The sequence below is a fragment of the Prosthecobacter dejongeii genome (assembly GCF_014203045.1).
Taxonomy (GTDB): Bacteria; Verrucomicrobiota; Verrucomicrobiia; order Verrucomicrobiales; family Verrucomicrobiaceae; genus Prosthecobacter; species Prosthecobacter dejongeii.
This window is the reverse complement of record NZ_JACHIF010000006.1, coordinates 30706-53558: the sequence shown is the minus strand read 5'-3', so window position 1 is coordinate 53558 and position 22853 is coordinate 30706. Positions and strand designations below refer to the sequence as shown.

General features: G+C 56.9%; 18 protein-coding genes. 11 read left to right on the top strand and 7 right to left on the bottom strand.

Features of this window, described 5'->3' with window-relative positions:
* Positions 1–68: 68 nt before the first annotated feature.
* Positions 69–635: a peptide deformylase gene (def, locus tag HNQ64_RS14615; RefSeq protein ID WP_184209867.1), complete on the top strand. Its 567-nt coding sequence runs from the start codon at positions 69–71 to the stop codon at positions 633–635.
* A 99-nt stretch (positions 636–734) separates the two neighbouring features.
* On the top strand, positions 735–2117 hold the full coding sequence (locus HNQ64_RS14610) for a neutral/alkaline non-lysosomal ceramidase N-terminal domain-containing protein (RefSeq protein ID WP_184209864.1): 1383 nt from the start codon (positions 735–737) through the stop codon (positions 2115–2117).
* Positions 2118–2685: 568 nt separating this feature from the next.
* On the opposite strand, the gene HNQ64_RS14605 is transcribed toward HNQ64_RS14610, so the two are convergent.
* The 3 genes from HNQ64_RS14605 to purM all read right to left on the bottom strand — a co-directional run bounded on the left by HNQ64_RS14605 (position 2686) and on the right by purM (position 7425).
* Complete coding sequence (locus HNQ64_RS14605; protein ID WP_184209862.1) at positions 2686–3993, bottom strand: DUF1501 domain-containing protein; 1308 nt, start codon at positions 3991–3993, stop codon at positions 2686–2688.
* Positions 3994–4034: 41 nt separating this feature from the next.
* Positions 4035–6248 (bottom strand): DUF1549 domain-containing protein, encoded by a 2214-nt coding sequence (locus tag HNQ64_RS14600; RefSeq protein ID WP_184209861.1) that lies wholly within the window; start codon positions 6246–6248, stop codon positions 4035–4037.
* A gap of 181 nt (positions 6249–6429) precedes the next feature.
* On the bottom strand, positions 6430–7425 hold the full coding sequence (gene purM, locus HNQ64_RS14595; RefSeq protein ID WP_184209859.1) for a phosphoribosylformylglycinamidine cyclo-ligase: 996 nt from the start codon (positions 7423–7425) through the stop codon (positions 6430–6432).
* Between the two features lie 532 nt (positions 7426–7957).
* Between purM and HNQ64_RS14590 the strand changes: the two genes are divergently transcribed.
* The 6 genes from HNQ64_RS14590 to HNQ64_RS14565 all read left to right on the top strand — a co-directional run bounded on the left by HNQ64_RS14590 (position 7958) and on the right by HNQ64_RS14565 (position 16290).
* On the top strand, positions 7958–9082 hold the full coding sequence (locus tag HNQ64_RS14590; protein ID WP_221305463.1) for an efflux RND transporter periplasmic adaptor subunit: 1125 nt from the start codon (positions 7958–7960) through the stop codon (positions 9080–9082).
* A gap of 21 nt (positions 9083–9103) precedes the next feature.
* Positions 9104–12277 carry an efflux RND transporter permease subunit gene (locus HNQ64_RS14585; RefSeq protein ID WP_184209855.1) on the top strand — a complete coding sequence of 1058 codons (3174 nt, stop codon included), beginning with the start codon at positions 9104–9106 and terminating at the stop codon, positions 12275–12277.
* Between the two features lie 10 nt (positions 12278–12287).
* On the top strand, positions 12288–13823 hold the full coding sequence (locus HNQ64_RS14580) for a TolC family protein (protein WP_184209853.1): 1536 nt from the start codon (positions 12288–12290) through the stop codon (positions 13821–13823).
* 423 nt (positions 13824–14246) lie between these two features.
* Positions 14247–14675, top strand: coding sequence for a hypothetical protein (locus tag HNQ64_RS14575; protein ID WP_184209851.1), 429 nt, complete (start codon positions 14247–14249; stop codon positions 14673–14675).
* 61 nt (positions 14676–14736) lie between these two features.
* Positions 14737–15441 (top strand): hypothetical protein, encoded by a 705-nt coding sequence (locus HNQ64_RS14570; RefSeq protein ID WP_184209850.1) that lies wholly within the window; start codon positions 14737–14739, stop codon positions 15439–15441.
* A 108-nt stretch (positions 15442–15549) separates the two neighbouring features.
* Positions 15550–16290: a hypothetical protein gene (locus HNQ64_RS14565; RefSeq protein WP_184209848.1), complete on the top strand. Its 741-nt coding sequence runs from the start codon at positions 15550–15552 to the stop codon at positions 16288–16290.
* Between the two features lie 143 nt (positions 16291–16433).
* On the opposite strand, the gene purQ is transcribed toward HNQ64_RS14565, so the two are convergent.
* Both purQ and purL read right to left on the bottom strand, forming a co-directional pair.
* Positions 16434–17141: a phosphoribosylformylglycinamidine synthase I gene (gene purQ / locus HNQ64_RS14560; RefSeq protein ID WP_246431057.1), complete on the bottom strand. Its 708-nt coding sequence runs from the start codon at positions 17139–17141 to the stop codon at positions 16434–16436.
* 29 nt (positions 17142–17170) lie between these two features.
* Positions 17171–19483, bottom strand: a complete 2313-nt coding sequence (purL, locus tag HNQ64_RS14555) for a phosphoribosylformylglycinamidine synthase subunit PurL (RefSeq protein WP_184209844.1) — start codon at positions 19481–19483, stop codon at positions 17171–17173.
* A 412-nt stretch (positions 19484–19895) separates the two neighbouring features.
* On the opposite strand from purL, the gene HNQ64_RS14550 reads away from it, so the two are divergent.
* From HNQ64_RS14550 to HNQ64_RS14540, 3 genes are all read left to right on the top strand, one after another.
* Complete coding sequence (locus tag HNQ64_RS14550) at positions 19896–20423, top strand: peroxiredoxin (protein WP_184209842.1); 528 nt, start codon at positions 19896–19898, stop codon at positions 20421–20423.
* A 75-nt stretch (positions 20424–20498) separates the two neighbouring features.
* Positions 20499–21026: a carboxymuconolactone decarboxylase family protein gene (locus HNQ64_RS14545; protein ID WP_184209840.1), complete on the top strand. Its 528-nt coding sequence runs from the start codon at positions 20499–20501 to the stop codon at positions 21024–21026.
* Between the two features lie 286 nt (positions 21027–21312).
* Positions 21313–21684: a hypothetical protein gene (locus tag HNQ64_RS14540; protein WP_221305462.1), complete on the top strand. Its 372-nt coding sequence runs from the start codon at positions 21313–21315 to the stop codon at positions 21682–21684.
* A gap of 170 nt (positions 21685–21854) precedes the next feature.
* On the opposite strand, the gene HNQ64_RS14535 is transcribed toward HNQ64_RS14540, so the two are convergent.
* A complete protein-coding gene (locus tag HNQ64_RS14535; RefSeq protein ID WP_184209837.1) occupies positions 21855–22253 on the bottom strand; it encodes a hypothetical protein in 399 nt (132 codons plus the stop codon).
* A gap of 129 nt (positions 22254–22382) precedes the next feature.
* Positions 22383–22841, bottom strand: coding sequence for a DUF6985 domain-containing protein (locus HNQ64_RS14530; RefSeq protein ID WP_184209835.1), 459 nt, complete (start codon positions 22839–22841; stop codon positions 22383–22385).
* Positions 22842–22853 lie beyond the last annotated feature (12 nt).

Below are 22853 nucleotides of genomic sequence, written 5' to 3'. Positions count from 1 at the left end.
AGCTGCGGTTTCGAGTTAAGAAGGAGGCCGCCAAGCCGTCTTTCTAACCGTTCCAGCCCTGTCTCCCCATGGTCCTGCCCATCGTTCGTTACCCAGATCCTGTCCTCCGCGCCAAATGCCGTGCCGTGACAGAAGTCACCCCCGAGATTCGCCAATTTTCTGCGGACATGATCGAGACGATGAAAGCTGCCAATGGTGTGGGCCTCGCCGCCCCCCAGGTGGCCCGCGACATCCAACTGGCCGTCATAGACGTCTCTCACAATCCGCAGTGCATCACCTACCTGCGGATCAATGGCCAGCCTGCCGACATGGTGGCCCACATGCCCGTCATCTTTCTCAATCCCCAGCTCGAACTCGGCAAGGACAAGGACGTGGATGAGGAGGGCTGCCTCAGCTTCCCCCGCCTGCGCGGTGACATCCGCCGCAGTGAAGACGTGAAAGTGACCTTCCAAACCCTGGAAGGGGAAACTCAGACCTGGGAAACTGATGGCCTGCTGGCCCGCGCCTTCCAGCACGAGATTGATCACCTCAATGGCATTCTGTTTATTGATCGTCTCTCCGCCGCAGCCAAAGTGGGCCTGAAGCGCAAGCTGGGCCGCCTCATGCAAGAGTGGACGGAAGACGAGGGCGAATAGACCTTTTTGTGACCTTTCCTCTCTAAAGAGGAGCAAAAGAGTGCAAAAGTACCGAATTCCAGTCTTGGAATCTGGAGCACTATTTTGCAATCTCGTCACATGCGGTTAAAATTCCTCCTGGTAAATTACCTAAGCTTCTGCTTTTTAATGGCCCCAGAGGTCAGTCAGGCGAAAGACAGTGCGGCCTGGAAAGTCGGGGCTGCCAGTGTGGATATCACGCCGGAATTTCCCGTCCGCCTCAGTGGGTACGGCAGCCGCACGGGCCCGCATGAGGGCATCCAAATGCGCCTGCACGCCAAAGCATTGGCGATGACCTGGGCAGCCACACCCACCGCTGTCATGCTCACGGTGGATAATTGCGGCGTGCCCGCCACCCTGCGGGCGGAGCTGCTGAAACGCCTACAAGCCGCAGGACATCCTGTGGACGATGATCGCTTCTCCCTCCACTCCAGCCACACACACTGTGCCCCCGCTCTACCCGGCGTGCTGCCCTTTCTTTTTGGTGCCGACTTACCCGCCGAAGAACAGGCCGCTGTTCAACGCTATGCGGAAGATTTAACACAAAAACTCGTCGCCGTGGTCACTGAGGCCCTGGGTAAACAAGAACCTGCAAAACTGGACTGGTCCACGGGCAAGGTCAACTTCGCCATGAACCGCCGTTTTAAAACGGACAAAGGCTACGCCAACAGCCCAAATCCCTATGGCCCGAGCGACCGCGCCCTGCCTGTGCTACGAGTCACCACCCCCGAGGGGAAACTGCGCGCCATCTTCACCAGTTATGCCTGTCACTGCACTACCCTCGCCATCAATAAAACCCACCCCGACTGGGCAGGCTGCGCCCAAAAGGAGCTGGAATTGCGCTTTCCTGGCATCGTCGCCATGACCGCCATCGGCTGCGGTGCCGACCAAAATCCCTACCCACGCCGTGAGCTACCCCATGCGGACCGCCACGGTGTGGAACTGGCCAAAGAAGCCGTTCGGCTCATCAATGCGCCCATGAAACCCGTTCTCGGCCCCCTCACCTGCGCCAGTAAAGAGGTGCAACTGCCCTTCGACACTCCCCACGACCGCGCCACCTGGCAGCAGCGCACTCAAGATGCCAACAAATGGACCGCCCTGCACGCCCGCCACTTTCTGGCCGCCCTTGACCGTGGAGAAAAAATCCCCACCGCCCTGCCCTACACCGTTCAAGTCTGGTCCTTTGCCAATGACCTCCTCACCATCAATCTCCCCGGTGAAGTCGTGGTGGACTACTCCCTGAAGCTGAAAAAACAAAACGCGCCAGACCGCACCTGGGTCAACAGTTACACGAACGATGTCCCCTGCTACATCCCTTCGCAGCGCGTCTGGGAAGAAGGTGGCTATGAAGCGGCCGGAGCCATGATTTATTATGGCCGCCCCAATCGCTTCGCCTCCGGCATCGAAGAAATCATCGTCAACGCCGTCACTGAACTGGTCCCCGCCGGGTTTAAAGCACCGTGATTTGGTAAGTCGTTCGAGAGGTTTAAAAACATGTGGCTTCCTCATTCTTGGCCACGTGGGGAATCTGATTTCTGGGTAGGTTACACACGTCTTGAGCCTGATGTGTTACCTATGTCCTGACCTCACCGAGACCACTCCACCGCCCCTCCCCCCTGGCCCAGCTCCCCGCAAGCGGGGCAAGGGGGGATGTCTTTTCGACTCCGTTTGCTGGAGACTAAATTTCCCTCTCGCTGAAGCCGCTATCATTCGTTCCCAGGCCTAACAAGCCATGATTTTACTCTTTCCGCGTCTTCCGGCTCTTCCGTGGTTGCGCCCAGACTGTCCCGCGTGCGGGACGGGACTACAATGCACGGAGCCAAGCCCACCCTCCCTCGTTCGCCAAAGGGAACCCCTTCCGGAAAACAACGCTTCGCCAGACCTCAGGGCGATGAGCTTCTCATGACCTTGAGGAAACTCACCAGATCTCTGTTGTCACCAAGTGATCCTGCCTCTCACCCCACAAAAAAAGCACCCGGCCAAAAGGCCGGGTGCCGAGAGTGCATTTCGTGAAACGAAACTTTGCGATGGATTAAGCGAAGATGTCCACCACGGGCACGCCCTTGTCACCGACGGTGAATGGACGGTTCGAAGGTGACATGACGACTTCGTCCACAGGCAGGCCCATGGCGTGACCGATGGTGGCCAGGAAGTCCTGAGGGCTGGTCTGCTTGTCAGCAGGGCGGCGGCCTTCTTTGTCGGTGGCACCGTAGGCGAAACCACGCTTCGTACCACCGCCGGCGAAGACCGTGGAGTAAGCAAGGGGGTAATGGTCACGACCATCGTTCTCGTTGATGTCCGGCGTGCGGCCGAACTCAGAGCCGAGCACTACCAAGGTGGACTCAAGCAGGCCTTTGGCTTCCAGGTCCTGAAGCAGGGCAGAGAAGCCATTGTCCAGGGTAGTGCCGTTATTGGTCATGCCGTTATCAATGGTGTTGTGCATGTCCCAACCACCCATCTGCACTTCAACGAAGCGGACACCACTTTCCACCAGGCGGCGTGCGAGCAAGCAGCCCTGTCCGAAGCTGGTGCGACCGTACTTCTCACGCGTTTCAGCGGATTCCATCGTGAGGTCGAAGGCCTTGAGGTCTTCGCTCTTCATGAGCTTCAGCGTTTCGTCGTAGAATTCCGTGTAAGCCTTCACATCTTCGGTCTGGAACTTCTTGCGGAAAGAAGTGTCAAACTCGTTCATGAGGCTGATGCGCTTGCCAAACATGGAATCATTTTCCGTGGTGGGCTTGATGTTCTGCAGGCCGGTTTCCGGATTGGAAATCGGGATCGGAGACATGGCCGGTGGGAAGAAACCTGCCCCTGGGTAGGCGCTGCCGCTGTTGACGATGACGCTGTCTGGCAGGGTCTTGTCCTTGATCTTGCCCAGGAAATGAGAGGCCCACACGCCCATGCAAGGATGGACGATGGTGGTGCGTGGCTCATAGCCGGTCTTCATGATGTAAGTGCCAGACTCATGCACGCCCGTCTTGGAAGACATGGAGCGGATGATGGACAGCTTGTTGGCGTTTTCAGCCAGCTTCGGCAGGTAGCTGCCGAGGTAATCAATGCCTTCAGCTTTGGCCTTGATCTGTTCGCCCGGGCCTTTGGTGGCGCCAGTCTTCGGATCGAAGGTGTCCAGGTGGGTCATGCCGCCATTCATCCAGAGGAAGATGACGTGCTTGGCCTTGCCAAATCCAGGGGTGCCAGGGCCGGAAACGGAGGCACCTTCAGCGGCAGACATTTTGGAGGCGATGCCTGGAAGCAGGCTGACGCCGAGAGCCGTCTTGGCCGTGGTCAGCATGAACTGGCGGCGGCTGTGGTCGTTCAGTCGGAGTAATTCGGTTTTCATATTCAAATCAAGTCTTCGGTTATCGTTAAAGCGTTTCGTGATTACTGAATGAACATGAATTCACGGGTGTTGATGAGCGCCCAGATCATGTTGCCGTAGCCATCTTCGCCATTGGAGCTGAGGGCCCGCTTGGCGATTTCCTTCTCCTGCAGGGTTGGGCGGCGGCTCATGATGGTCATGAACATGCGCTCCACCTTGTCAGAAGGGCTGTTGACCTTGTTCATGGTGCGGAGGACCAGGGAGTCACTGCTGGTGAGCATCTTCTGCGCCTTGCCGTTCATCATCATCAGCACCTGCGGCACGTTGCCGATGCGGGAGCTGCCATCAATGATGTTGCGTGGGGACTGACCGAAATCGATCAAGAAGTGACCTCCTGGCGCTGGCTGCTGGATTTCCGAAGAGCGCATCAGGCGCATGCCTTCGTAGCTCAGGATCTTGCCTGGGCCATCCGTAGCAGCGGTTTTATCCGCAGCGGAGCCTTTGGCACCACCTTCCATCATCATGGCATCACCGCCAGCCATGTCCAGGCCGCCACCCATGAGGGCGTTTTCCTTCTGCTGCATGCGGCGGAAAGCGTCGTATTTGATCAGCACGGTCTTGGCGTCCACCTTGGTGAGGTCAAGGTCGATCGAGCGAGCGTACAAGTCTTGGAGAGGAGCCTTGTAAGCATCGGGCTGGCCGAGAACGAGGGTCATGTAGGAATCCCAAGCCTGCTCAGCCGTCATGCGGCGCAGCATCGGCCCCTGGAAGTAATAGACTTCACCCAGAGCGATGTTTTCAGAGGTGGCTTCCGACTGATAAGCGCGGGTGTTGTAGATGATGCGCATGAACTGCTTGAGGTCGAACTCAACGCGCTTCATTTCCTGAGCCAGGTGCTTGAGCAACTCAGGATTGGAGGCCTGCTCGATGTCGTCAATGTTGGTCACAGGCTCATTCACACCGGCACCAAAAGCACGCTTCCACATGCGGTTGGCGATGGTCATGGCAAAGCGTGGGTTTTCTGGATGGGTCATCCAGTTGGCGAAGGAAGTGCGCAGCTTCTCTTCGTTGTTCTTCTTCTGCTTGTAGGCAGGATTGTTCTTGTCCTGGGCGGACCAGGTGACGAACTTCGGTGCCACTGGGTCACCTGGTTTGCCGTCCTTATACTGGTAGTCATGCGGCAGCTTCATGCCATTCATGTCACGGTCTTTGATCGAAGACTGGTTGGCGCTGATGTAGTTCTCAATGCCATTGCGCACGCGGCGAATGTCTTGATCCGAGCTAGCGATCATGGCCTCAATCTGAGGCATCAGACGTGTCCGTGGATTTTCGCCATTCAGGTCCTTGCCGTTCAGACGAGTGGTGGTGGCACCGAAGAAAGAAGCCATTTCGTAGAACTGCTTCTGGGTCCACTCGGCGAAGGGGTGATCATGGCACTGGGCACAGGCCACATCGGTACCGAGGAACACGGTCAGCGTATTCGCCAAGTTATCCAGCGGCATGCCAGCATCACGCAGGAGGTAACCTGCGGCGCCGTTGTAGCTACCGTCTTCTTTTTTGTCCCACATCTTGCCCGTGGCCGTCACCATCTGATAGACGATTTTGTCCCACTTCTCGTTCTTGGCGATCTGGTCCTTGAACCAGTTGATGTAAGGAGTGCCGCGCACGTTATCCTGCTCGAAGTTGTCCTTGATGCGAAGCATCTCGGCAAAGTAGTTGAACGTGTGCGCTTTGTAGCCGTCGGACTCCAGCAGCATGTCAATCAAGTTCGCGCGCTTCTTGGGGCTGGCGTCTTTGATGAAAGCACTGGCTTCTTCATAGTTCGGGATACGACCGGCGATGTCCAGATACACACGGCGGACGAACTGCTCATCACTGGCCAGAGGGTTAAAGCTCTTGATAGGTTCCTTGCCAGCAGTTGCGCGGGCAGGGTTGGCCTTGATCAGACCATTGGCCACCAGTTGGTCAATCTTTGCAGCAGCCTGGGCCACTGTGGCGTTTGCCACCATCTGAGGGGCCGCAGCGGCAGGAGCCAGGGCTGCCTGAGCTGTCTTGGCGATGGCCTGATCTTCAGCAGAAAGGCGGGCCAGAGGGAAGCGGTGCTGGACGCCTTCGTCCGTCTGCAAAACGATGGCATCACCTTCGATCTGGACGAAGGAAGCGGAAACTTGGCGGCCTTCGACGTCGGTCCAGGTGCGTACTTCCGCCGCTGTGGCGGAAATGCCCCCGAAACCGGCGATCAAGAGACCGGCGAGCATGGATTTAGTGGCTTTCATAGGTGGTGTTGGAGAGTGGAGACGAGTCTCTGCCCCAAAAACGCACCAGTCACGGCTTCATTAGCTCTTTTCTGGCAATTTTATTCAAAAGCTACTCTTTTTGGTCCCACCTACTCTGCCAAAAAGCCAAATGCCGCTCCCGGAACCGGGAACGGCATCTGCAAAGGTTCTAAAATCTGGCTTATTTCACCAATTCGCAGGTGACAGCCCCGCTCTTATCCATCTCACCCAGCACCACAGCGCCCGTGCCCACTTTGAGGGCCTTTTTCGCCTGCTTAGCGTCCACGATGGCCACCCAGCCGATGCCCATGTTGAAAGTATCCCAGCAATCCGTCGGGTCCGCATGGCGCAGCACCTTCTGCACCACGTCATTCTGCCAGAAGGGCACTTTCAGATGGCAGCCCAGACCGCGCTTGGTGAAGATGCGGCCCAAATTTTCCACCAGACCACCGCCGGTGATGTGGGCCATGGCAGCGGGTTTCACCTTAGCCTTCTTCAGGCCCCAGCACTGCTCATGATACAAAAGGGTGGGCGTCAGCAGTTGCGCGGCGTCCTTCTTGCTCAGCTTGATGCTTTCCTTTTCCAGGATACGGCGCACGAGGCTGAAACCGTTGGCGTGGAAGCCTGCGCTGGGCCAGCCGATGAGGACATCGCCCTCTTTGATCTCGGCAGGATTTAGCACGTCTTTTTTCTCAGCAGCTCCGATGGCGAAGCCTGACAGCTCCACCATGCCGTCCAGGACAGCGCCCGGCATTTCAGCGGTTTCGCCACCGGCCAGGATACAATTGCAGGAGACGAGATACTCAGACATCCCGGCGATGATGCGCGCGAGCTGCTTTTTCTTGATCTGATTCACGCCCACATAATCGAGGAACAGGATCGGATCTGCACCGCAGGTGAGCACGTCGTTCACATTCATGGCCACCAGGTCCTTACCGGCATTTTCCAGAAGGTCGTATTTCAGCAGCAACTCAAGCTTGGTGCCCACGCCATCGCAGCCCGTAAAGATCATCGGCTCCTTGTATTTGCTGAGGTCATACCCGGCTGCAAAAAGACCAAAGGCATTCGCCAGCTTGCGCTTCTTTTGGGTGGCCTTCACCAGCGCGCCGATGTCATCCACAAAGGATGCTGCTTCATGGATATCAACGCCGGCCTGTTTGTAAGTGTGCTTGGACATGGGAAAAAACCGGCGCGCTCAGCCACCGGAAAGCCTGAGAGTGCCTCGGGAAGGGCGGGATGCAAGTGCGGGCTGAGGGCAATCCCATTTCCCAGAGAGTCACCATCGGGGCTGGCGGAAAGGGATTTGTTTTCATTTTCACACGCTCCAGGATCTGAAAGACCGGCGCGGCTGACGGTGGATGCCCGGTGCCTCCTTACCCCTGCTAAAGCAAAACCTGACCGTCCAGATACGTGCCAACCGCATGGCATTTTCCCTTCCAGGGCGTGTGGGGGTTGGGCCCCTAACTCCACCATTCGCCCCATTTTGGCCTGCCTGATCCTAGAGGCTGTGCATTGGCGCGGAATCTTTCGCGCGTTTTCCCAGTCTGCTCGTGAATGCCGTCGCAAAAGCCCAAAGTTTCATCCGCCCCTCCCGCCACTGGGGGAATAATGCCATAGCCCCTACCCGGATGGAGAGAGAGAAACCCGCCCGGAGGTGCGCCTGAAAAAGACCGTGGAGGGGCTATACCAAAGCCCGCGTCTAAAAGGCTTTGTTAGCAGCCACAATGGAACTGCTCAACATCATCACTTGGAAGTCTCTCCTATACACAGGTCTGCTGGCCAGCATCCTACCCAGCGGCTGCCAACAGCACAAGGAAGAAGCGCATGAGGCAGAAAAATCAAAGCTCATCGTCACCCGCCCTTTAAAGAAGGACACCGCCGTCACGCGTGACTATGTGTGCCAGATCCGCTCACGCAGTAACATCGAGGTGCGGGCTCTGGAGCGCGGCTACCTACAGTCCACCTTTGTCAAAGAGGGCCAGCTCGTCAAAGCTGGTGATCCGATGTTTAAGATTCAGCCTTTGGTGTACCAGGACGAGCTGAAGCGGGCGGAAGCCGAGTCCCAGGTGGTGAAGGTGGAGTATGAAAACACCAAACGACTGGTGGATAGCAAGGTGGTCTCCGAAACGGAACTGGCCATCTCCAAGGCCAAGCTGGACAAGACCCTGGCCGAGGTGAACCTGGCCCAGACACACCTGGGCTTCACCGACATCAAAGCCCCTTTCCCAGGTCTGCTGGATCGCCTCCACGTCCGCCAAGGCAGCCTGGTGGATGAGGGAGATCTGCTGACCACACTCTCTGACAACAGCGAGATGTGGGTTTACTTCAATGTGCCGGAGGCCGAGTACCTGGACTATGCCTCGCAAGAGCAGCCCGATGAACGCAAAGCCGTGAGTCTGGTGATGGCGAATGGAGAGACCTTCAAAGAAAAGGGCCGCGTGAATGTCATCGAGGCGGAGTTTAATAACGCGACGGGCACCATTCCGTTCCGTGCGGATTTCCCGAACCCTGAGGGTCTCCTCAGACATGGCGGGACGGGGAACATCCAAATGCAGAAGCTGGTCAAAGGTGCCGTGCTGATCCCGCAGAAAGCGACGTTTGAAGTCTTGGACCACCACTACGTCTTCATCGTGGGGAAAGACGGCGTGCTGACGCAGCAGCGCATCCACATCAGTGAAGAGATCGAAGATCTTTTCATTGTTAGCAAAGGCCTAACTGAAAATGACCAGATCGTGATCGAAGGGCTGCGGCAGGCCAAGAGTGGCGAGAAAGCCGAGTATGAATTTGAGGAGCCGGAAGAGGCTTTCAAGCACCTGAAACTGCGGGCTGAATAACACGGGAGCATCCGAACGACCATGTTTACCAAGATCCTCCACCGGCCAGCTCTGGCCATCGTCATCTCCCTGCTCATCCTGTTCCTGGGTGGCCTTTCCATCGTCACTCTCCCCATCTCCCAGTTCCCAGATGTGGCCCCGGTGGTGGTGATGGTCACGCTGGACTACCCAGGCGCGAGCGCCAAGGTCCTGGAAGAGTCCTGCCTCATCCCCCTGGAGCGCTCCATCAATGGCGTGCCTAACATGAAGTACATGACCTCCGATGCGACTAGCGCTGGCGAGGCCACCATCCAGGTGATCTTCAACATGGGCACCGACCCAAACCAAGCGACGGTGAACGTGATGAACCGCGTGAACCAGGTGATGAGCCGCCTTCCCCCGCTGGTGCAGCGCGAGGGCGTCGTAGTGAACAACCTGTCACCTAACATGCTCATGTACGTGAACTTGTACAGCACGGACAAGAACGCGGACATGCAGTTCCTGTTCAACTACGGCTACATCAACCTCATTCCAGAACTGAGTCGCATCCCGGGCGTGGGCTCGGCCAAGATCCTGGGCACGCGCCAGTATGCCATGCGCGTGTGGCTGAAGCCTGACCGCATGCGCGCCTACAACATCTCCACCGAAAAAGTGATGGAAGCGCTGGCGGAGCAGAGCGTCATCGGCTCCCCCGGGCGTCTGGGCCGCGCGGATAGCAAGACCTCTCAGGCCCTGGAGTATGTGCTGACGTATTCAGGCCGGTTCAATGATGTGGAGCAGTATGAAAATGTCATTCTGAGATCCACCGAAGAAGGCGAGCTGCTGCGGCTGAAGGATGTGGCGACCGTAGAACTGGGCAGTGAGTTTTATGACCTTTATTCTGACCTCGATGGCAGCCCCTCTGCGGCCATCGTCATCAAGCAAAGCTTCGGCAGCAACGCCCATGACGTGATCAAAGAGATCAAGGCGAAGCTGGCGGAGTTTAAGGTCAAATCCTTCCCCTCGGGCATGGACTACAAGGTTAGTTATGACGTGTCCAATTTCCTGGATGCCTCCATCGAGAAAGTGCTGCACACACTGGCGGAGGCCTTCATTCTGGTGGCGCTGGTGGTGTTCATTTTCCTCGGGGACTGGCGTTCCACACTCATCCCCACACTCGCGGTGCCGGTGTCCCTCATCGGCGCGTTTTTCCTGATGCAATGTTTTGGCGTCACCATCAATCTCATCACGCTCTTTGCCCTCGTGCTGGCCATCGGCATCGTGGTGGACAATGCCATCGTGGTCGTAGAGGCTGTGCATGCGAAGATGCATGGGAAGGATCATCTGTCCCCCTATGCGGCGACGAAGATGGTGCTGCATGAAATCGCGGGCGTCATCATCGCCATCACCCTGGTGATGACGGCGGTGTTTGTACCCGTCACGTTCATGCCAGGGCCGGTCGGTGTCTTTTACCGGCAGTTCTCCATCACCATGGCCGTGGCCATCGTGCTCTCAGGTGTTATGGCGCTGACCCTAGCACCGGTGCTCTGCGCCATGATCCTGAAGAAACCAGATCATGGGGACAGCCACAAACGGCGCGGGCCCATCGCCTGGCTGCTCAGCATCTTCAACCGTGTCTTTGAGCGGATCACAGACATGTATGAGTCCTTGCTGAAAAGGATCGCGCATCGGTGGATCTTGACTTTGGTCGTATTAGCAGCCTCGGGAGCGGCGGTTTATTTCATCAATCAAGAGCTGCCTTCAGGCTTCATCCCGGCGGAGGACCAGGGCATGATTTACGCCATCCTGCAGACCCCTCCAGGCTCGACACTGGAACGCACGTATGCCAAGTCCATCGAGTTGCAGAAGATCGCCAAAAGCATCGAAGGAGTGGAGTCTGTCTCCACCCTGGCTGGCTATGAGGTGCTCACGGAAGGCCGTGGCTCCAATGCGGGCACCTGCCTCATCAACCTCAAGAACTGGGGAGACCGCAAGCTGACCGCGCCGCAGATCATCGCGGAGCTGGAGGAGAAGTGCAAAGAGATCGCTGGAGCGCAGCTCGAGTTTTACGAGCCTCCAGCCGTACCCGGCTACGGTGCAGCGGGCGGCTTTTCCCTGCGGTTGCTCGACAAAAGCAACACGGGTGACTATGACCGTCTGCAGGTGGTGAATAACGAGTTCATGGCGGCGCTGCATAAGCGCAAGGAACTGCGCGGTCTGTTCACCTTTTTCAGCGCCAGCTACCCGCAGCAGGAGATCGTGATTGATAACAAGGTGGCCATGCAAAAGGGCGTCTCCATCGGCAAAGCGATGGACAATCTGGGCATCCTCATCGGCAGCACCTATGAGCAGGGATTCATCAAGTTCGGCCAGTTTTTCAAGCTTTATGTCCAGGCCGATCCGAAGTACCGACGGATGCCCAAGGATCTCGACGATCTGTACGTGGCTAACGAAAAGGGTGAAATGGTGCCCTACTCCGCCTTTATGAAGCTGGTGCCCAAGCAGGGGCTGAATGAGATCACCCGTTACAATGCCTACCCTGCCCCCTCCATCCAGGGAGCTCCGGCTGAGGGCTACAGCAGCGGCGATGCCATCAAGGCCATCCAGGAAGTGGCGGCGCAAACGCTGCCACGTGGCTACGACATCGGCTGGGCAGGCCTGTCCTTTGACGAAGTGGGTCGCGGCAACGAAGCGCTCTACATCTTCATCATCGTGCTGATGTTCGTGTACCTCGTACTCGTGGCTCAGTATGAGAGTTTCATGCTGCCGCTGGCGGTGATCCTATCGTTGCCTGTCGGCGTTATGGGCTCCTTCCTTCTACTGAAAGCCATGGGGCTGGACAATGACATCTACGCCCAGGTCGGCCTCATCATGCTCGTCGGCCTTCTGGGTAAGAACGCCATCTTGATCGTGGAATTTGCGGCCCAGCGTCACCATGAAGGGCTGCCGATCTTTGAAGCCGCCGTGGAAGGTGCCAAGGTCCGCTTCCGCCCCATTTTGATGACTTCGTTTGCCTTCATCGCTGGCATGGTCCCACTGCTGAGGGCGCAGGGTGCCGGGGCCATCGCCAACCGGACCATCGGTGCCTCCGCTGCAGGCGGCATGCTGCTGGGCACGGTGATGGGACTGCTGGTGATCCCCGGGCTGTATTACATTTTCGCCAAGCTTTCTGACCGAGGGAAGCTGCTGCCGGATGAGCATGACACACCGCTGAGCGAACTGCCTGAATACCCCTGATTTCTTGAACATGAAGACCACGATTCAATCCCTGGGTGCCCTGTGCATGCTGGCCACTCTCCCAGCCTGTTCGACCCCCCAGCGAGCCCCCCTGCCCTCCAGCGAGCCGCCGCTCCCAGCCAGCTTTCCTGAATCAGGCAGCCAACGCAGCTCTGCCACGCTGGGCTGGCGGGAGTTTTTTACCGATCCCCACCTGAAGTCCCTCATCAGTACTGCCTTGGAGAATAACCAAGAGTTAAACATCCTGATGCAGGAGATCTCCGTCTCCAAAAGCGAGGTGCTGGAGCGCAAAGGTGCCCTCTTTCCCTTCGTCACTCTGGGCGGCGGAGCCGGGCTGGAAAAAGTGGGCCGCTATACCCGCAATGGAGCTGTGGAAGAAGGCCTGGAGATCAAGGAGGGGAAAGAATTTCCTGAACCTTTGCCAGACTTCGGTCTGGTGGCCGACTTTGACTGGGAGGTGGACATCTGGAAGAAACTGCGCAACGAGCGCGGTGCTGCCGTGCAGCGCTACTTGGCGAGCCAGGAAGGCCGGAACTTCATGGTGACGCACATCATCGCAGAGATCGCCCAATCTTATTATGAGCTGATCGCCCTGGACAACCAGCTCTCCATCCTTCAGCGCACGGTCGGCATTCAGCAGGATGCTCTGGGGGCCGTGAAACACCAGAAGGACGCCGCCAAGGTGACCGAGCTGGCCGTGCGCCGATTCGAGGCCGAAGTGCTCAAAAACCAAAGCCACCTGTTCGAGATCAAGCAGAAGATCACCGTCACGGAAAACCGGCTCAACTACCTGGCAGGTCGCTACCCGCAGACGGTGAAGCGCAACTCCTCCGGCTTTGAAAGCCTGCGTCTCAAAAGCCTCTACGCCGGCCTGCCGACGGATCTGCTACGCCACCGACCCGACGTGGTGCAGGCCGAGATGCAACTGGTGGCCGCTGGCCTGGATGTGAAAGCTGCGGGGGCACGCTTTTACCCCGCGTTAAACATTTCCGCAGCACTGGGCCTGCAATCTTTCAGCCTGGACCACACGCTCTTCACCACGCCTGAATCCCTCGTCTATGGAGTGGCCGCCAACATCGCAGCTCCACTGATCAACCGCAGCGCCATCCAGGCTGCCTACCAGGGAGCCAGTGCCCGCCAGATCTCCGCCATCTACACTTACCAGCAAACCGTTTTGAAGGCCTACATCGAGGTCGTGAACCACCTCGCTGAGATGCGAAATCTGACCCAGAGCTTTGAACTCAAGAGCCAACAGGTGGCTGCCATGTCTGACTCCATCACCCTGTCCACCCAGCTCTTCAATTCTGCCCGTGCCGATTACACCGAAGTCCTGCTCACCCAGCGCGAAGCTCTTGAGGCCAGGATCGACCTCGTGGAGCTGAAACAGCAGCAGCTCAGCGCCTTTGTGAAAGCCTACAAAGCGCTCGGCGGTGGGGCCGGGCACGAGGCCGGGCCTGGCAAGGCCTCCCTTTCCACATCTATCTCAGCCAGCCCAGGCCCTTCAAATTTCCTGCGGAAGATCCTCCCCTTCCGCAGAGACGCCTAGAGCGCGGAGTCACCCAGATGCCAAGGAAAAAGGACGCACCGATTCCGTGCTGCACGGCGACGGTGACTTTTTGCCGGGCTGTGGCCAAATATTCAGTTAGAACTTGATCCACAGCCAGCCCATCCGCCATCCTGCGGCTTCTCCTTGAAAAGACTCAAAGCTTCGCGGACAAGCATCATCACGTTTGTCCTCCTGCTTTGTGAACCTCCCTTCTATGTTTACGTCGTTGAGACACTTCGGCAAAACCTCCACTGGAAGGCAGAAGAGGGACGCATGCTCATGTTCTCCACGATTCTTTTCACCGTGGGTCCCATTGCTGGCATCCATAGGTGGACCGGCAGCTACCGAAAAAAATAACTCTCGAATGCGGGAACTGGATTCGCTCTTATAGGTTAGGCGGCTTACATCATAGCCCATTAACCGATGAACGCCTCTCTCACTCGCCTCTTCTTGATCCTGTTGGTGGCTCTGGTTCCTGTTTTTGGTGGGGAAACTTTCACGCCGCAGCCAGGGAGTCCTGAGCGCAAAGCCATCGTGGATGCGCTGCGGATCCCGGTGAAGGCGGAGCTGAAAAAAGAAGTCATTTTCAAAATCAACCGCCTGAAAATCCAAGGAGGCTGGGCCTTTCTGGCGGGTGTGCCGCTAAAGCCGGATGGCAGCGAGATGGACTACCGCGACACCATCCACGCCGAAGCCATCCGCGAAGGAGCCTTCGATGGCGGCATCTTTGCCCTCCTGCAAAAGCGCAATGGCCAATGGAAAACCGTCCGCTACATCATCGGCGCCACCGACATTCCCTACGTGGACTGGCCGCAGGAATTCGGGGCACCAGAGGCGATTTTTGAACCTTGAAAGCATTTGCCGAAACGCATTCACTTCCCACCTCTCAAGGAGCCTTAGCGACACAACTTTCATGACACTTGCGGCCCTTAAATTTTTCGAAGCTGCGGCAGATCAAGTGACGGTTGAAGATGTGGTAAAGTTTTGCCCCAGTGACCCCGGCTACCCTGAGTATGTCCGCACCTTTGAGTCCATTTTAACATCACGGGTCATTCCCCTAGATTTTGATATCTCAGAAACCATCAATCTGACTCAATACAGTCATCCGGAAAAAGAATTCCATACTCAAGAAGAACTCCGATTTCGTCGCTTTCGGATCTTCACCAATGCCGTTGGCTTAGCGATCATTTTAGGGCCTAACGAAAGTGGTTGGCTCTTGGCCTGCAACTACTACGCGATCAGCCTCATCGAAGACATAGACGCACTCGAAGATGATCGTTTCGAAGATCTCCTCCTCCCCGTGCTGGTGGAAATGTACCAAAAACTTTCGCTCGAATTATGGAGTTCCGAAGAGAGTCTTTTTTATCTGCTGGCTCAGCTTTTCATCGGCTTTAGGCGCGATGCATCGCGCACCCATCTCAATGAACTCGCCGACCAATTGATGACGCATGAAGCCAAACTCGATCTCGATCTAAAAGAAGGCCGTCACGGGTTCCTCTGGCAACGCACGACTTTCGATCAAATGCATCCTCGGTGGAAGCACTTTGTTGAAAAGCTGTTTCCACCAGTGGCCACTCAAGATTCCATCTCGCGGCTGCGGGAAGCCTTGTTGCCTTAGATCTCAGGCGTTATACTTGCCCCTTTCCTAGTTTCCGCTGTTGGCCATCCTCGGCCCGTTTATCTCTCTTGATGACACCTCCTTCATACGGAGGTTCTTTTCACTCACATGGAACTCCAGGGTAATCCTTATCGAATCGCCAAGCCCACCGAAGGCATCCTGTGGAGTGGCACCTTTTGGGGAAACAAGGTCACCTATCGGGCCGTCCTTACCAGTCAATATCTATGGCTCTGGAAGGAGCTTACTATCCCGCTGGTTTCCATCAAAAAAATCATTCTGACTGAGAACGGACGCCTGATGAGAATCATCTTTCATCAAGGTCTTATCCACCGGGATTTGGCCCTTGAATTGTGCATGGTCGATTTCTTTTCCCGGCGCGATCACCGCAGGCTGGCAGAGGCATGGGCTGTCATCCACAAGGCATGGTTGGCTGCGCTTGTCCCAGCCCCGGAGAACTCAATGCCCGAGGGTTTAAAAACCCTTCTCAGCCAGGCCTCTTGTGAGGTCTGCGGAAACCCCAACGCAGCCTTACTGGAGTCCGGTTACCACATATCCTTTGGCATCCTTTTCTCTCCCATTGAGGTGGCCAAGTGGGTCCCAGTCCGTCCGTATGTTTGCACACGTCACGCCATTGCAGCCACCTGCCGCAATAATCTCGTCACTTCCCTCACCGGTTATTTCGGCATACCTGCCATCTTCACCGGCCCTTATCACGTCTGGAGGAACGCCATGCGTCTCAAACAAGTGTTCTTGGTCAGCCCTGCAGTGGCTCTTTTCGCCGGGATCTGCGGCATGCTGCTACCACTCACCGTGATCGTCCTTCTCTATCATTGGTTCGCTACGCGCTGATCTATCGAGCCATCTGCACGCTGATGATTTGGTGAAATTCATACACCGATCCTGGCCACCAATGCGCCAGGACGAAGGCCAACGAACCATGCCCCCAATCGCTCAATGGTAGAGCTATGGGGGAGCTGTAAGTCCGCGTTTTTTTACGCCGCAATCGCTTCGGCGACGCCTTTGAAGAGGTAATAACCCCAGCCTTGCTCGGCCCCGTTCCAATCGGGATCGTAGTGGGTGTTTTTGGCGATGAAGCGCTCGGGGTGCGGCATGAGGCCGAAGACGCGACCTGTATCATCTTGCAGGCCGGCGATCTGGGCGCTGGAGCCGTTGATGTCCTTGCCGTAGAGCAGGGCGGCGTGGCCATCCTTGATGTATTTTTCGGCATCGCCAGATTCACCGACAAAACGACCTTCGGCGTGGGCGACGGGCAATTCAAAGTTATCCGGCAGGGCCTTGAGGAAGGGACTGGTATTGCCGTTCTTTTTCAGCGGAGCCCAGCGGCAGATGAAACGACCAGTGTTGTTATGAATGAGGCTGCCGCGCGGGAGGAGATCGAGCTGCGTGAGGATCTGGAAACCGTTGCAGATGCCGAGCACGTAGCCGCCATCGGCCACGAACTGTTTCAGGCGCTCACCCAGCTTGTGCTTGGTAATGAGCTGGGCGATGCGGCCGCTCATGACGTAGTCGCCATAGCTGAAACCACCGGAAAACACGATCAGCTTGGCCCGGTCCAGCGAGGTGGGCTCCAGATGGGCGACGGGCAGGACTTCAGCGGAGAAACCTGCGGCTTCCAGCGCGCGGGAAGTTTCCAGGTCGCAGTTGGTGCCGGGGAATTTGATGAGAAGGGCGTGGGGCATGGAAGGCAAATCTTCAGGTCAAACAAGGATCAATAATACTGCACGAGACCGTTCTGCCAGATGGGCTTGAGGTCGGCGATGGCGGCGTCGATGAGGGTAGTGCCACGGTTGGTGACGTGCAGCCAGCGTTCGCCGGTGCTTTCACCGATGAAGACGGCACCTGCTGCGCGGACGGCTTCGACGTGCTCAGGGGCGACTTCGATGAGGAAGCGGCCGGGAGTTTCGCCAAAGAGTATCTCGGCGGTGGTGCAATCCCTCGTGGCGGGGAAGTTTTCCAGCTCGATCTTGATGCCACCTTTGCCGCTGAAAGCGAACTCAGCCAGGGCGACGGCGAGGCCGCCTTCGGAGAGATCATGGGTGGCCAGGATGGCACCTTTTTTCACCAGTTCGTGATACTTGCCGTAGTTGGCCCAGGTCTCGGTTTCGTTCCAGCTCGGGGCTCCGTTCAGGCCGGCACCCTGGGTGTATTTAGCGAAGACGCTGCCGCGCAGACCTGGGGTGGTTTTGCCCAGGATGGCTAGCTTGCTGCCCGCCCGGCGCAGGGAGGAACCGATGACGTGGGAGGCATCCTCCACGACACCAAAGCCGCTCACCAGCAGGGTGACAGGGATGGAGACAGGGCCTTCATCGGTGATGAAGTAGTTGTAAAAGCTGTCCTTACCGGAGACGAAGGGCGCGCCGTAGGCCAGGGCGGATTCCGCCATGCCTTTGGTGCACTCGATGAGGGCACCCAGCTCTTTTTCGTTGTCCGGGTTGCCCATGCAGAAGTTGTCCAGAATGGCGATGCGCTCTGGATTCGCCCCCATGGCGACAAGCTGGCGGACGCACTCGTCCACACAGGCGCGGCCCATGGCGTGAGGGTCGGTCTTGCCCCATTCAGGAAGCAGGGCGCAGGAAAGGGCGACGAGTTGGTTGCTGCCATCTACCTTGATGACGGAGCCATCTTGAGGGGCATCGCCACTGGCACCGGCCAGCGGTTTCAGGACGGTATTGCCCTGCACTTCGTGGTCATACTCGCGGATGATGGGCTCGCGGGAGACGATGGAGAAATCACCCAGCACGGTCTTCAGCACCTGGGTCCAGGATTCTGGACGCACGGCCACCTTTGGCGGCAGGGCGGCAGGCTGGCGCCAGTGGGCCTTCATCTCACGGCGTGGGGCCCCGTGCAGCTTATCCACCGGCAGGTCGCACACGGACTGGCCGTGGTGCCACACCTTCAGGCGCTTCTGGCCATCGGCCTTGGCGAGGACAAAAATCTCGGTCTGCCAAGTATCGGCGATTTTCTGGAGGGCGGGCAGATTGTGCTCTTCGACGGCCAGCACCATGCGCTCCTGCGACTCTGAAATGAAGACCTGCCAGCTATCCAGGCCGGGCTCCTTCAGCGGGCAATTTTCCAGCCACACTTCACCGCCGACTTCGCTCAGCATCTCGCCAGCCGCGCTGGAGAAACCACCTGCACCGCAGTCGGTCACGAACTCGATGAGGCCCGCCTCACGGGCGGCGAGGACAAAGTCCGCCACCTTCTTTTCTTCGATCGGGTTGCCGATCTGCACCGCCGTCTGGTCTTCCTCATGGGAATCCGTAGTCAGCTCGGCGGAGGAGAAAGTCGCACCTTTGAGGCCGTCCTTACCCGTGCGTCCACCGGCGGCGATGAGCAGATGCCCAGGCTTCACTTCCTTGGCGATGTCCTTGATCGGGATCACGCCTGCGGTGCCACAGAACACGAGGGGGTTGTAAATGAAGGTGTCGTCAAACTGGATCGCGCCATTGACCGTCGGGATGCCCATGCGGTTGCCGTAATCACGCACGCCGCGCACCACGCCACGCATCACGCCTAGGGGGTGGATGACGTCTTTCGCCTTCAGGTCTTCCTGCTTGGTGTCTGGGGGGCCAAAGCAGAACACGTCAATGGAGGCCACGGGCTTGGAGCCCTTGCCTGCACCCAGGATGTCGCGGATCACGCCGCCCAGGCCCGTATTGGCCCCGGCGTAGGGTTCGATGGCGCTCGGGTGATTGTGCGTTTCCACCTTCAGGCACACGGCCTGATTGTCATCCAGCTTCACAAAACCCGCGTTGTCCACGAAGGCGCTAAGGACGAAGTCAGGCTTATCTGCCATGATCTTCTCTGTGACATTGCGGATGTAGGTCTTGAAAAGGCTGTCCACCACTTCGTCCTTACCGTTCAGGGTGTGGGCGATTTTGGCGTTGAAAATGCGGTGCTTGCAGTGCTCCGACCAAGTCTGGGCGATGACTTCCAGTTCCACGTCGGTGGGGTCGCGGCCTTCGTCATTGAAGATCTGCTGCACGGCCTGCATGTCCACCTTGGAGAGGGAGAGCTTCATCTTCTTCGACAGGTCGAGAAGCTGGTCAGCAGAGAGGTCACGAACAGAGATCGTGCGGAAAACTGCGCGTTCAGTGCGCGGCGCGGAGGAGGAGTTGGCTTGCAAGGTCTGAGGACGGTTAGGTTCTCCATTGGATTTGGCGAGGAAACCGGGCGGGTCAATGGCGGAGGTGCATCGCCACCGCCGACTTCTCAGGCAGAAAATCTGGAAAAGTGAAGGATTTCGCGCCTTTTGAGCCGCCCTTTTTTGACCTGGCACGACTGCCGAGGCAAAGAGTTTGAAGTTGGCTAGAAAGCAGCTAGTGAAAAGCTTGGCTACCCCATGAGCCGCAGATGGCCAAGCCTCTAGCGAGGCTGAATCTGCGCGGGAATCCACCAGCCCTCACCCCCCATTCAGACACCTAAAAATCCCCATGCTTACCATCGGTCATCCGTTCCCAGAATTCCGTTCCAAGGCCTGCAATGGCGTCACCAACGACGACATCATCGAAATCACCAATCAGTCCTACCCTGGCAAGTGGAAGTTCTTCCTCTTCTACCCGAAGGATTTCACCTTCGTGTGCCCCACGGAGTTGGTGGAATTTGGCAAGCGCGTGCGGGATTTCGCGGATCGCGACACTCAGCTCATCGGTGGCTCCACGGACAATGAATTCTCCCACCTGGCCTGGAAGCAGTCCCGTGAAGATCTGGCCGCGCTGAAGTATCCCCTCATCGCCGCGCAGAAGTTGGCTGGCGACCTGGGCATCCTGGATCCCGTGGAGCATGTGTGCCTGCGCGCCAGCTTCCTAGTGGACCCGAACGGCGTCATCCAGTGGGTGAACGTGAACAATCTCTCCGTGGGCCGCAGCGTGGAAGAAGCCCTGCGCGTGCTGGATGCTGTGCAGTCCGACGAGCTCTGCCCCTGCAACTGGAAGAAAGGTGAAAAGACGCTGAAGGTCTGATTTCACCCTTTTTGTTAGCTCAAAAACCTCCATGCGGGGCTGGTGCATCCGGCCCCGCCCTTCTTCCTTTTTCCCATGTCCCAAATTGACGCTCTTCGCGATAAAATGCCCGATGCCGCCAAGGATCTGCGGCTGAACCTCCAGGCTGTCCTCCGGCCCGAAAACCTCACCTCGGATCAGGTCTGGGGCATTGCCCTGGCCTCCGCCTACTTCATCAACAACGCCGAACTTCGCGAAGCCGTCCTGGCCGATGCGCTGGCTGCGGGCCTCAACGAGGACTTTGTGGATGACGCCAAAGCCTCCGCCTCCATCATGGGCATGAACACGGTGTATTACCGGTTCCGCCACCTGGTGGAAAAGGAAAGCTACGCCACCCTGCCCGCCCGCCTGCGCATGCTCCGCATGGGCCAGCCAAAGACGGACAAAGCCACCTTTGAACTCATGTCCATGGCCTGCGCTGCCCTCGCCGGCTGCGGCATGTGCATCCAGGCCCACGAGGCCACGCTGACCCAGCATCAGGTCTCCGAAGCGGCTATCCATGACAGCGTCCGCATCGCCGCTGTGCTGCAAGGCACAGTCGTGGCGCTGGGGATTGGGGTGTAGGAAACTTCTCAAGTGATGCGGGCACTCTTGCCTGCAATTCTTCGTAGGTGTCGAACTGCGTACGAGGCCTTGATTGCAGGCAGGAGTGCCCGCATCACTTTTCAAGCTTTCTCCCAATTGCGATACCTTCATTATCAGGCTAACTTTTTATGTGGTTACACAAACGCCACAAGTTTTGCTTCGCATGGCTTTCCCCGAACCCTATCCGATTGAGCACTGGCCCAAAAGCGCAGTCGACTGTTTGGGGTGGGAGTTTGATTGGTTTTGCGTAGACCGTCACGGGTTTATGGCTGTGCTTACCACAGCAGCCCGAGGCCATATCCCAGAGTCTTTTTTCCAAACGTCAGCCCAAGAATACAATGTCATCATTAGTGTCCTGGCTTCACGTGAAACATGTAAAGGTATGCGGGTTACCACAGAGTCGGGAAAACTTTCAGATTGGGAGGTCTATTCCCAACACGGTCTCTTTGCGTTTGATTTTCAAGATGTCCATCGACCGCTGTCGAAAGCTCGAAACGGCTACGACCTGATTTACAAGCCTTTTCGTCCGGCTCATCAAAGTGAACTTCCAGAATCCACGCGACATTGCTTTCCGATCATTGAAACGGACTTTTCCCTCATTGATTTTTTGCCACTTTCTCTGCTTCCAGCCTTATGAGGAAGGCCCATGCATAGATTGACGCCTCAAAGAATTGCAGACAGGAGTCCCTGCAACAGCTTTGTTAGACGTTTGAAGTAGATTCGACAACATAAAGTAGAAATAAGCGACCGATGGGAGGCCCAGGGAGCTGCTGACGTTGCTCGATAAACTCGATGACACGAAGCAAGCTACTTCCTCTTTGCACGCAATTCGCTTTCGATCTTCATCACGGGATCAAAGCCGTGTTTGGCTTTGAGATGATCAATGACCGTCTGACGATAGGCGCGGTCAAAGTCCACCCGAGGGCCAATCATGCAGCCTGAAAAGGCGACGGTGATCTGATACCTCTCTTTCGCCAGACGGCTGAGTTCGGCATCCGTCGACGAAGGTATGCCCCCAATTTCATATCGGACCATCCCCTGGGCGATGTCCTTGCGGGCAGCAGCTTCCCCCGCAGAGGCTTCCCTCTTGGCCTTGGACTTACAGAACAGTTGGCCGTGGGATTCTTGAGGCACTGCCAGACAGGCAAACACCAATGAGACGGCCAGCAAGGCTGTCATTTTGAGGGGCATCTTCAGTCTGTTCATGGCTGTTTAGATATAGCACTCTTTTTTCGCTCTGCATGACGGTCATAGATGCCGTTTCTTGTGGTTAGGCATCTGGTTCATCGTGGATATCATCCCCATGCTTCCATCGCAGAGAGATCACCTCCAAGTTTACACAAAAAAAGCCGCCGCTGAATCCACTTCCTCAAGGATCCCATCTCGAAAGAACAACTGGACCCCATCATTCTCATTCCAGGAACATCCCCCCACTATTTTAAAGGTTACTCCCCGCCCTGGTAATTGCTCAGGGATCTCAAGTAGCGACCACCCGAACAGCTGATTGACAGAGTTCACCGAATCAATCTTGGCCAACAACTCAGTCTCCCCAATATCGTCAAAGTCCTGGCATGCCTCCTCATAAAATTCAAAGAGACGCTGCTTCACCTCTTCCTCACATAGAAGCAGCAATGGAAGAGCTTGATTGAGAATTTCTCCTTGCTGATTAAAATCAGCACCTCCATTCGCTGACATCCATACTTCAAGTTCATTTCCCAGGAATGAAATCTTGGTTTTGGATCGCCAAATGTTGAGTTCGATATCGAATTCGAATGTGATTCCTGAGGCAGTCATTGTTGAAAGTGA

What these genes read in the sequence shown, in the direction of transcription:
- HNQ64_RS14605 (WP_184209862.1), bottom strand. Translation starts at nt 3,993, where the DNA reads ATGAAAACCGAATTACTCCGACTGAACGACCACAGCCGCCGCCAGTTC.
- purM (WP_184209859.1), bottom strand. Translation starts at nt 7,425, where the DNA reads ATGTCCAAGCACACTTACAAACAGGCCGGCGTTGATATCCATGAAGCA.
- HNQ64_RS14530 (WP_184209835.1), bottom strand. Translation starts at nt 22,841, where the DNA reads ATGACTGCCTCAGGAATCACATTCGAATTCGATATCGAACTCAACATT.
- HNQ64_RS14575 (WP_184209851.1), top strand. Translation starts at nt 14,247, where the DNA reads ATGAACGCCTCTCTCACTCGCCTCTTCTTGATCCTGTTGGTGGCTCTG.
- purL (WP_184209844.1), bottom strand. Translation starts at nt 19,483, where the DNA reads ATGAAGCTCTCCCTCTCCAAGGTGGACATGCAGGCCGTGCAGCAGATC.
- HNQ64_RS14550 (WP_184209842.1), top strand. Translation starts at nt 19,896, where the DNA reads ATGCTTACCATCGGTCATCCGTTCCCAGAATTCCGTTCCAAGGCCTGC.
- HNQ64_RS14570 (WP_184209850.1), top strand. Translation starts at nt 14,737, where the DNA reads ATGACACTTGCGGCCCTTAAATTTTTCGAAGCTGCGGCAGATCAAGTG.
- HNQ64_RS14585 (WP_184209855.1), top strand. Translation starts at nt 9,104, where the DNA reads ATGTTTACCAAGATCCTCCACCGGCCAGCTCTGGCCATCGTCATCTCC.
- purQ (WP_246431057.1), bottom strand. Translation starts at nt 17,141, where the DNA reads ATGCCCCACGCCCTTCTCATCAAATTCCCCGGCACCAACTGCGACCTG.
- HNQ64_RS14565 (WP_184209848.1), top strand. Translation starts at nt 15,550, where the DNA reads ATGGAACTCCAGGGTAATCCTTATCGAATCGCCAAGCCCACCGAAGGC.
- HNQ64_RS14545 (WP_184209840.1), top strand. Translation starts at nt 20,499, where the DNA reads ATGTCCCAAATTGACGCTCTTCGCGATAAAATGCCCGATGCCGCCAAG.
- HNQ64_RS14610 (WP_184209864.1), top strand. Translation starts at nt 735, where the DNA reads ATGCGGTTAAAATTCCTCCTGGTAAATTACCTAAGCTTCTGCTTTTTA.
- HNQ64_RS14580 (WP_184209853.1), top strand. Translation starts at nt 12,288, where the DNA reads ATGAAGACCACGATTCAATCCCTGGGTGCCCTGTGCATGCTGGCCACT.
- def (WP_184209867.1), top strand. Translation starts at nt 69, where the DNA reads ATGGTCCTGCCCATCGTTCGTTACCCAGATCCTGTCCTCCGCGCCAAA.
- HNQ64_RS14540 (WP_221305462.1), top strand. Translation starts at nt 21,313, where the DNA reads ATGGCTGTGCTTACCACAGCAGCCCGAGGCCATATCCCAGAGTCTTTT.
- HNQ64_RS14600 (WP_184209861.1), bottom strand. Translation starts at nt 6,248, where the DNA reads ATGAAAGCCACTAAATCCATGCTCGCCGGTCTCTTGATCGCCGGTTTC.
- HNQ64_RS14535 (WP_184209837.1), bottom strand. Translation starts at nt 22,253, where the DNA reads ATGAACAGACTGAAGATGCCCCTCAAAATGACAGCCTTGCTGGCCGTC.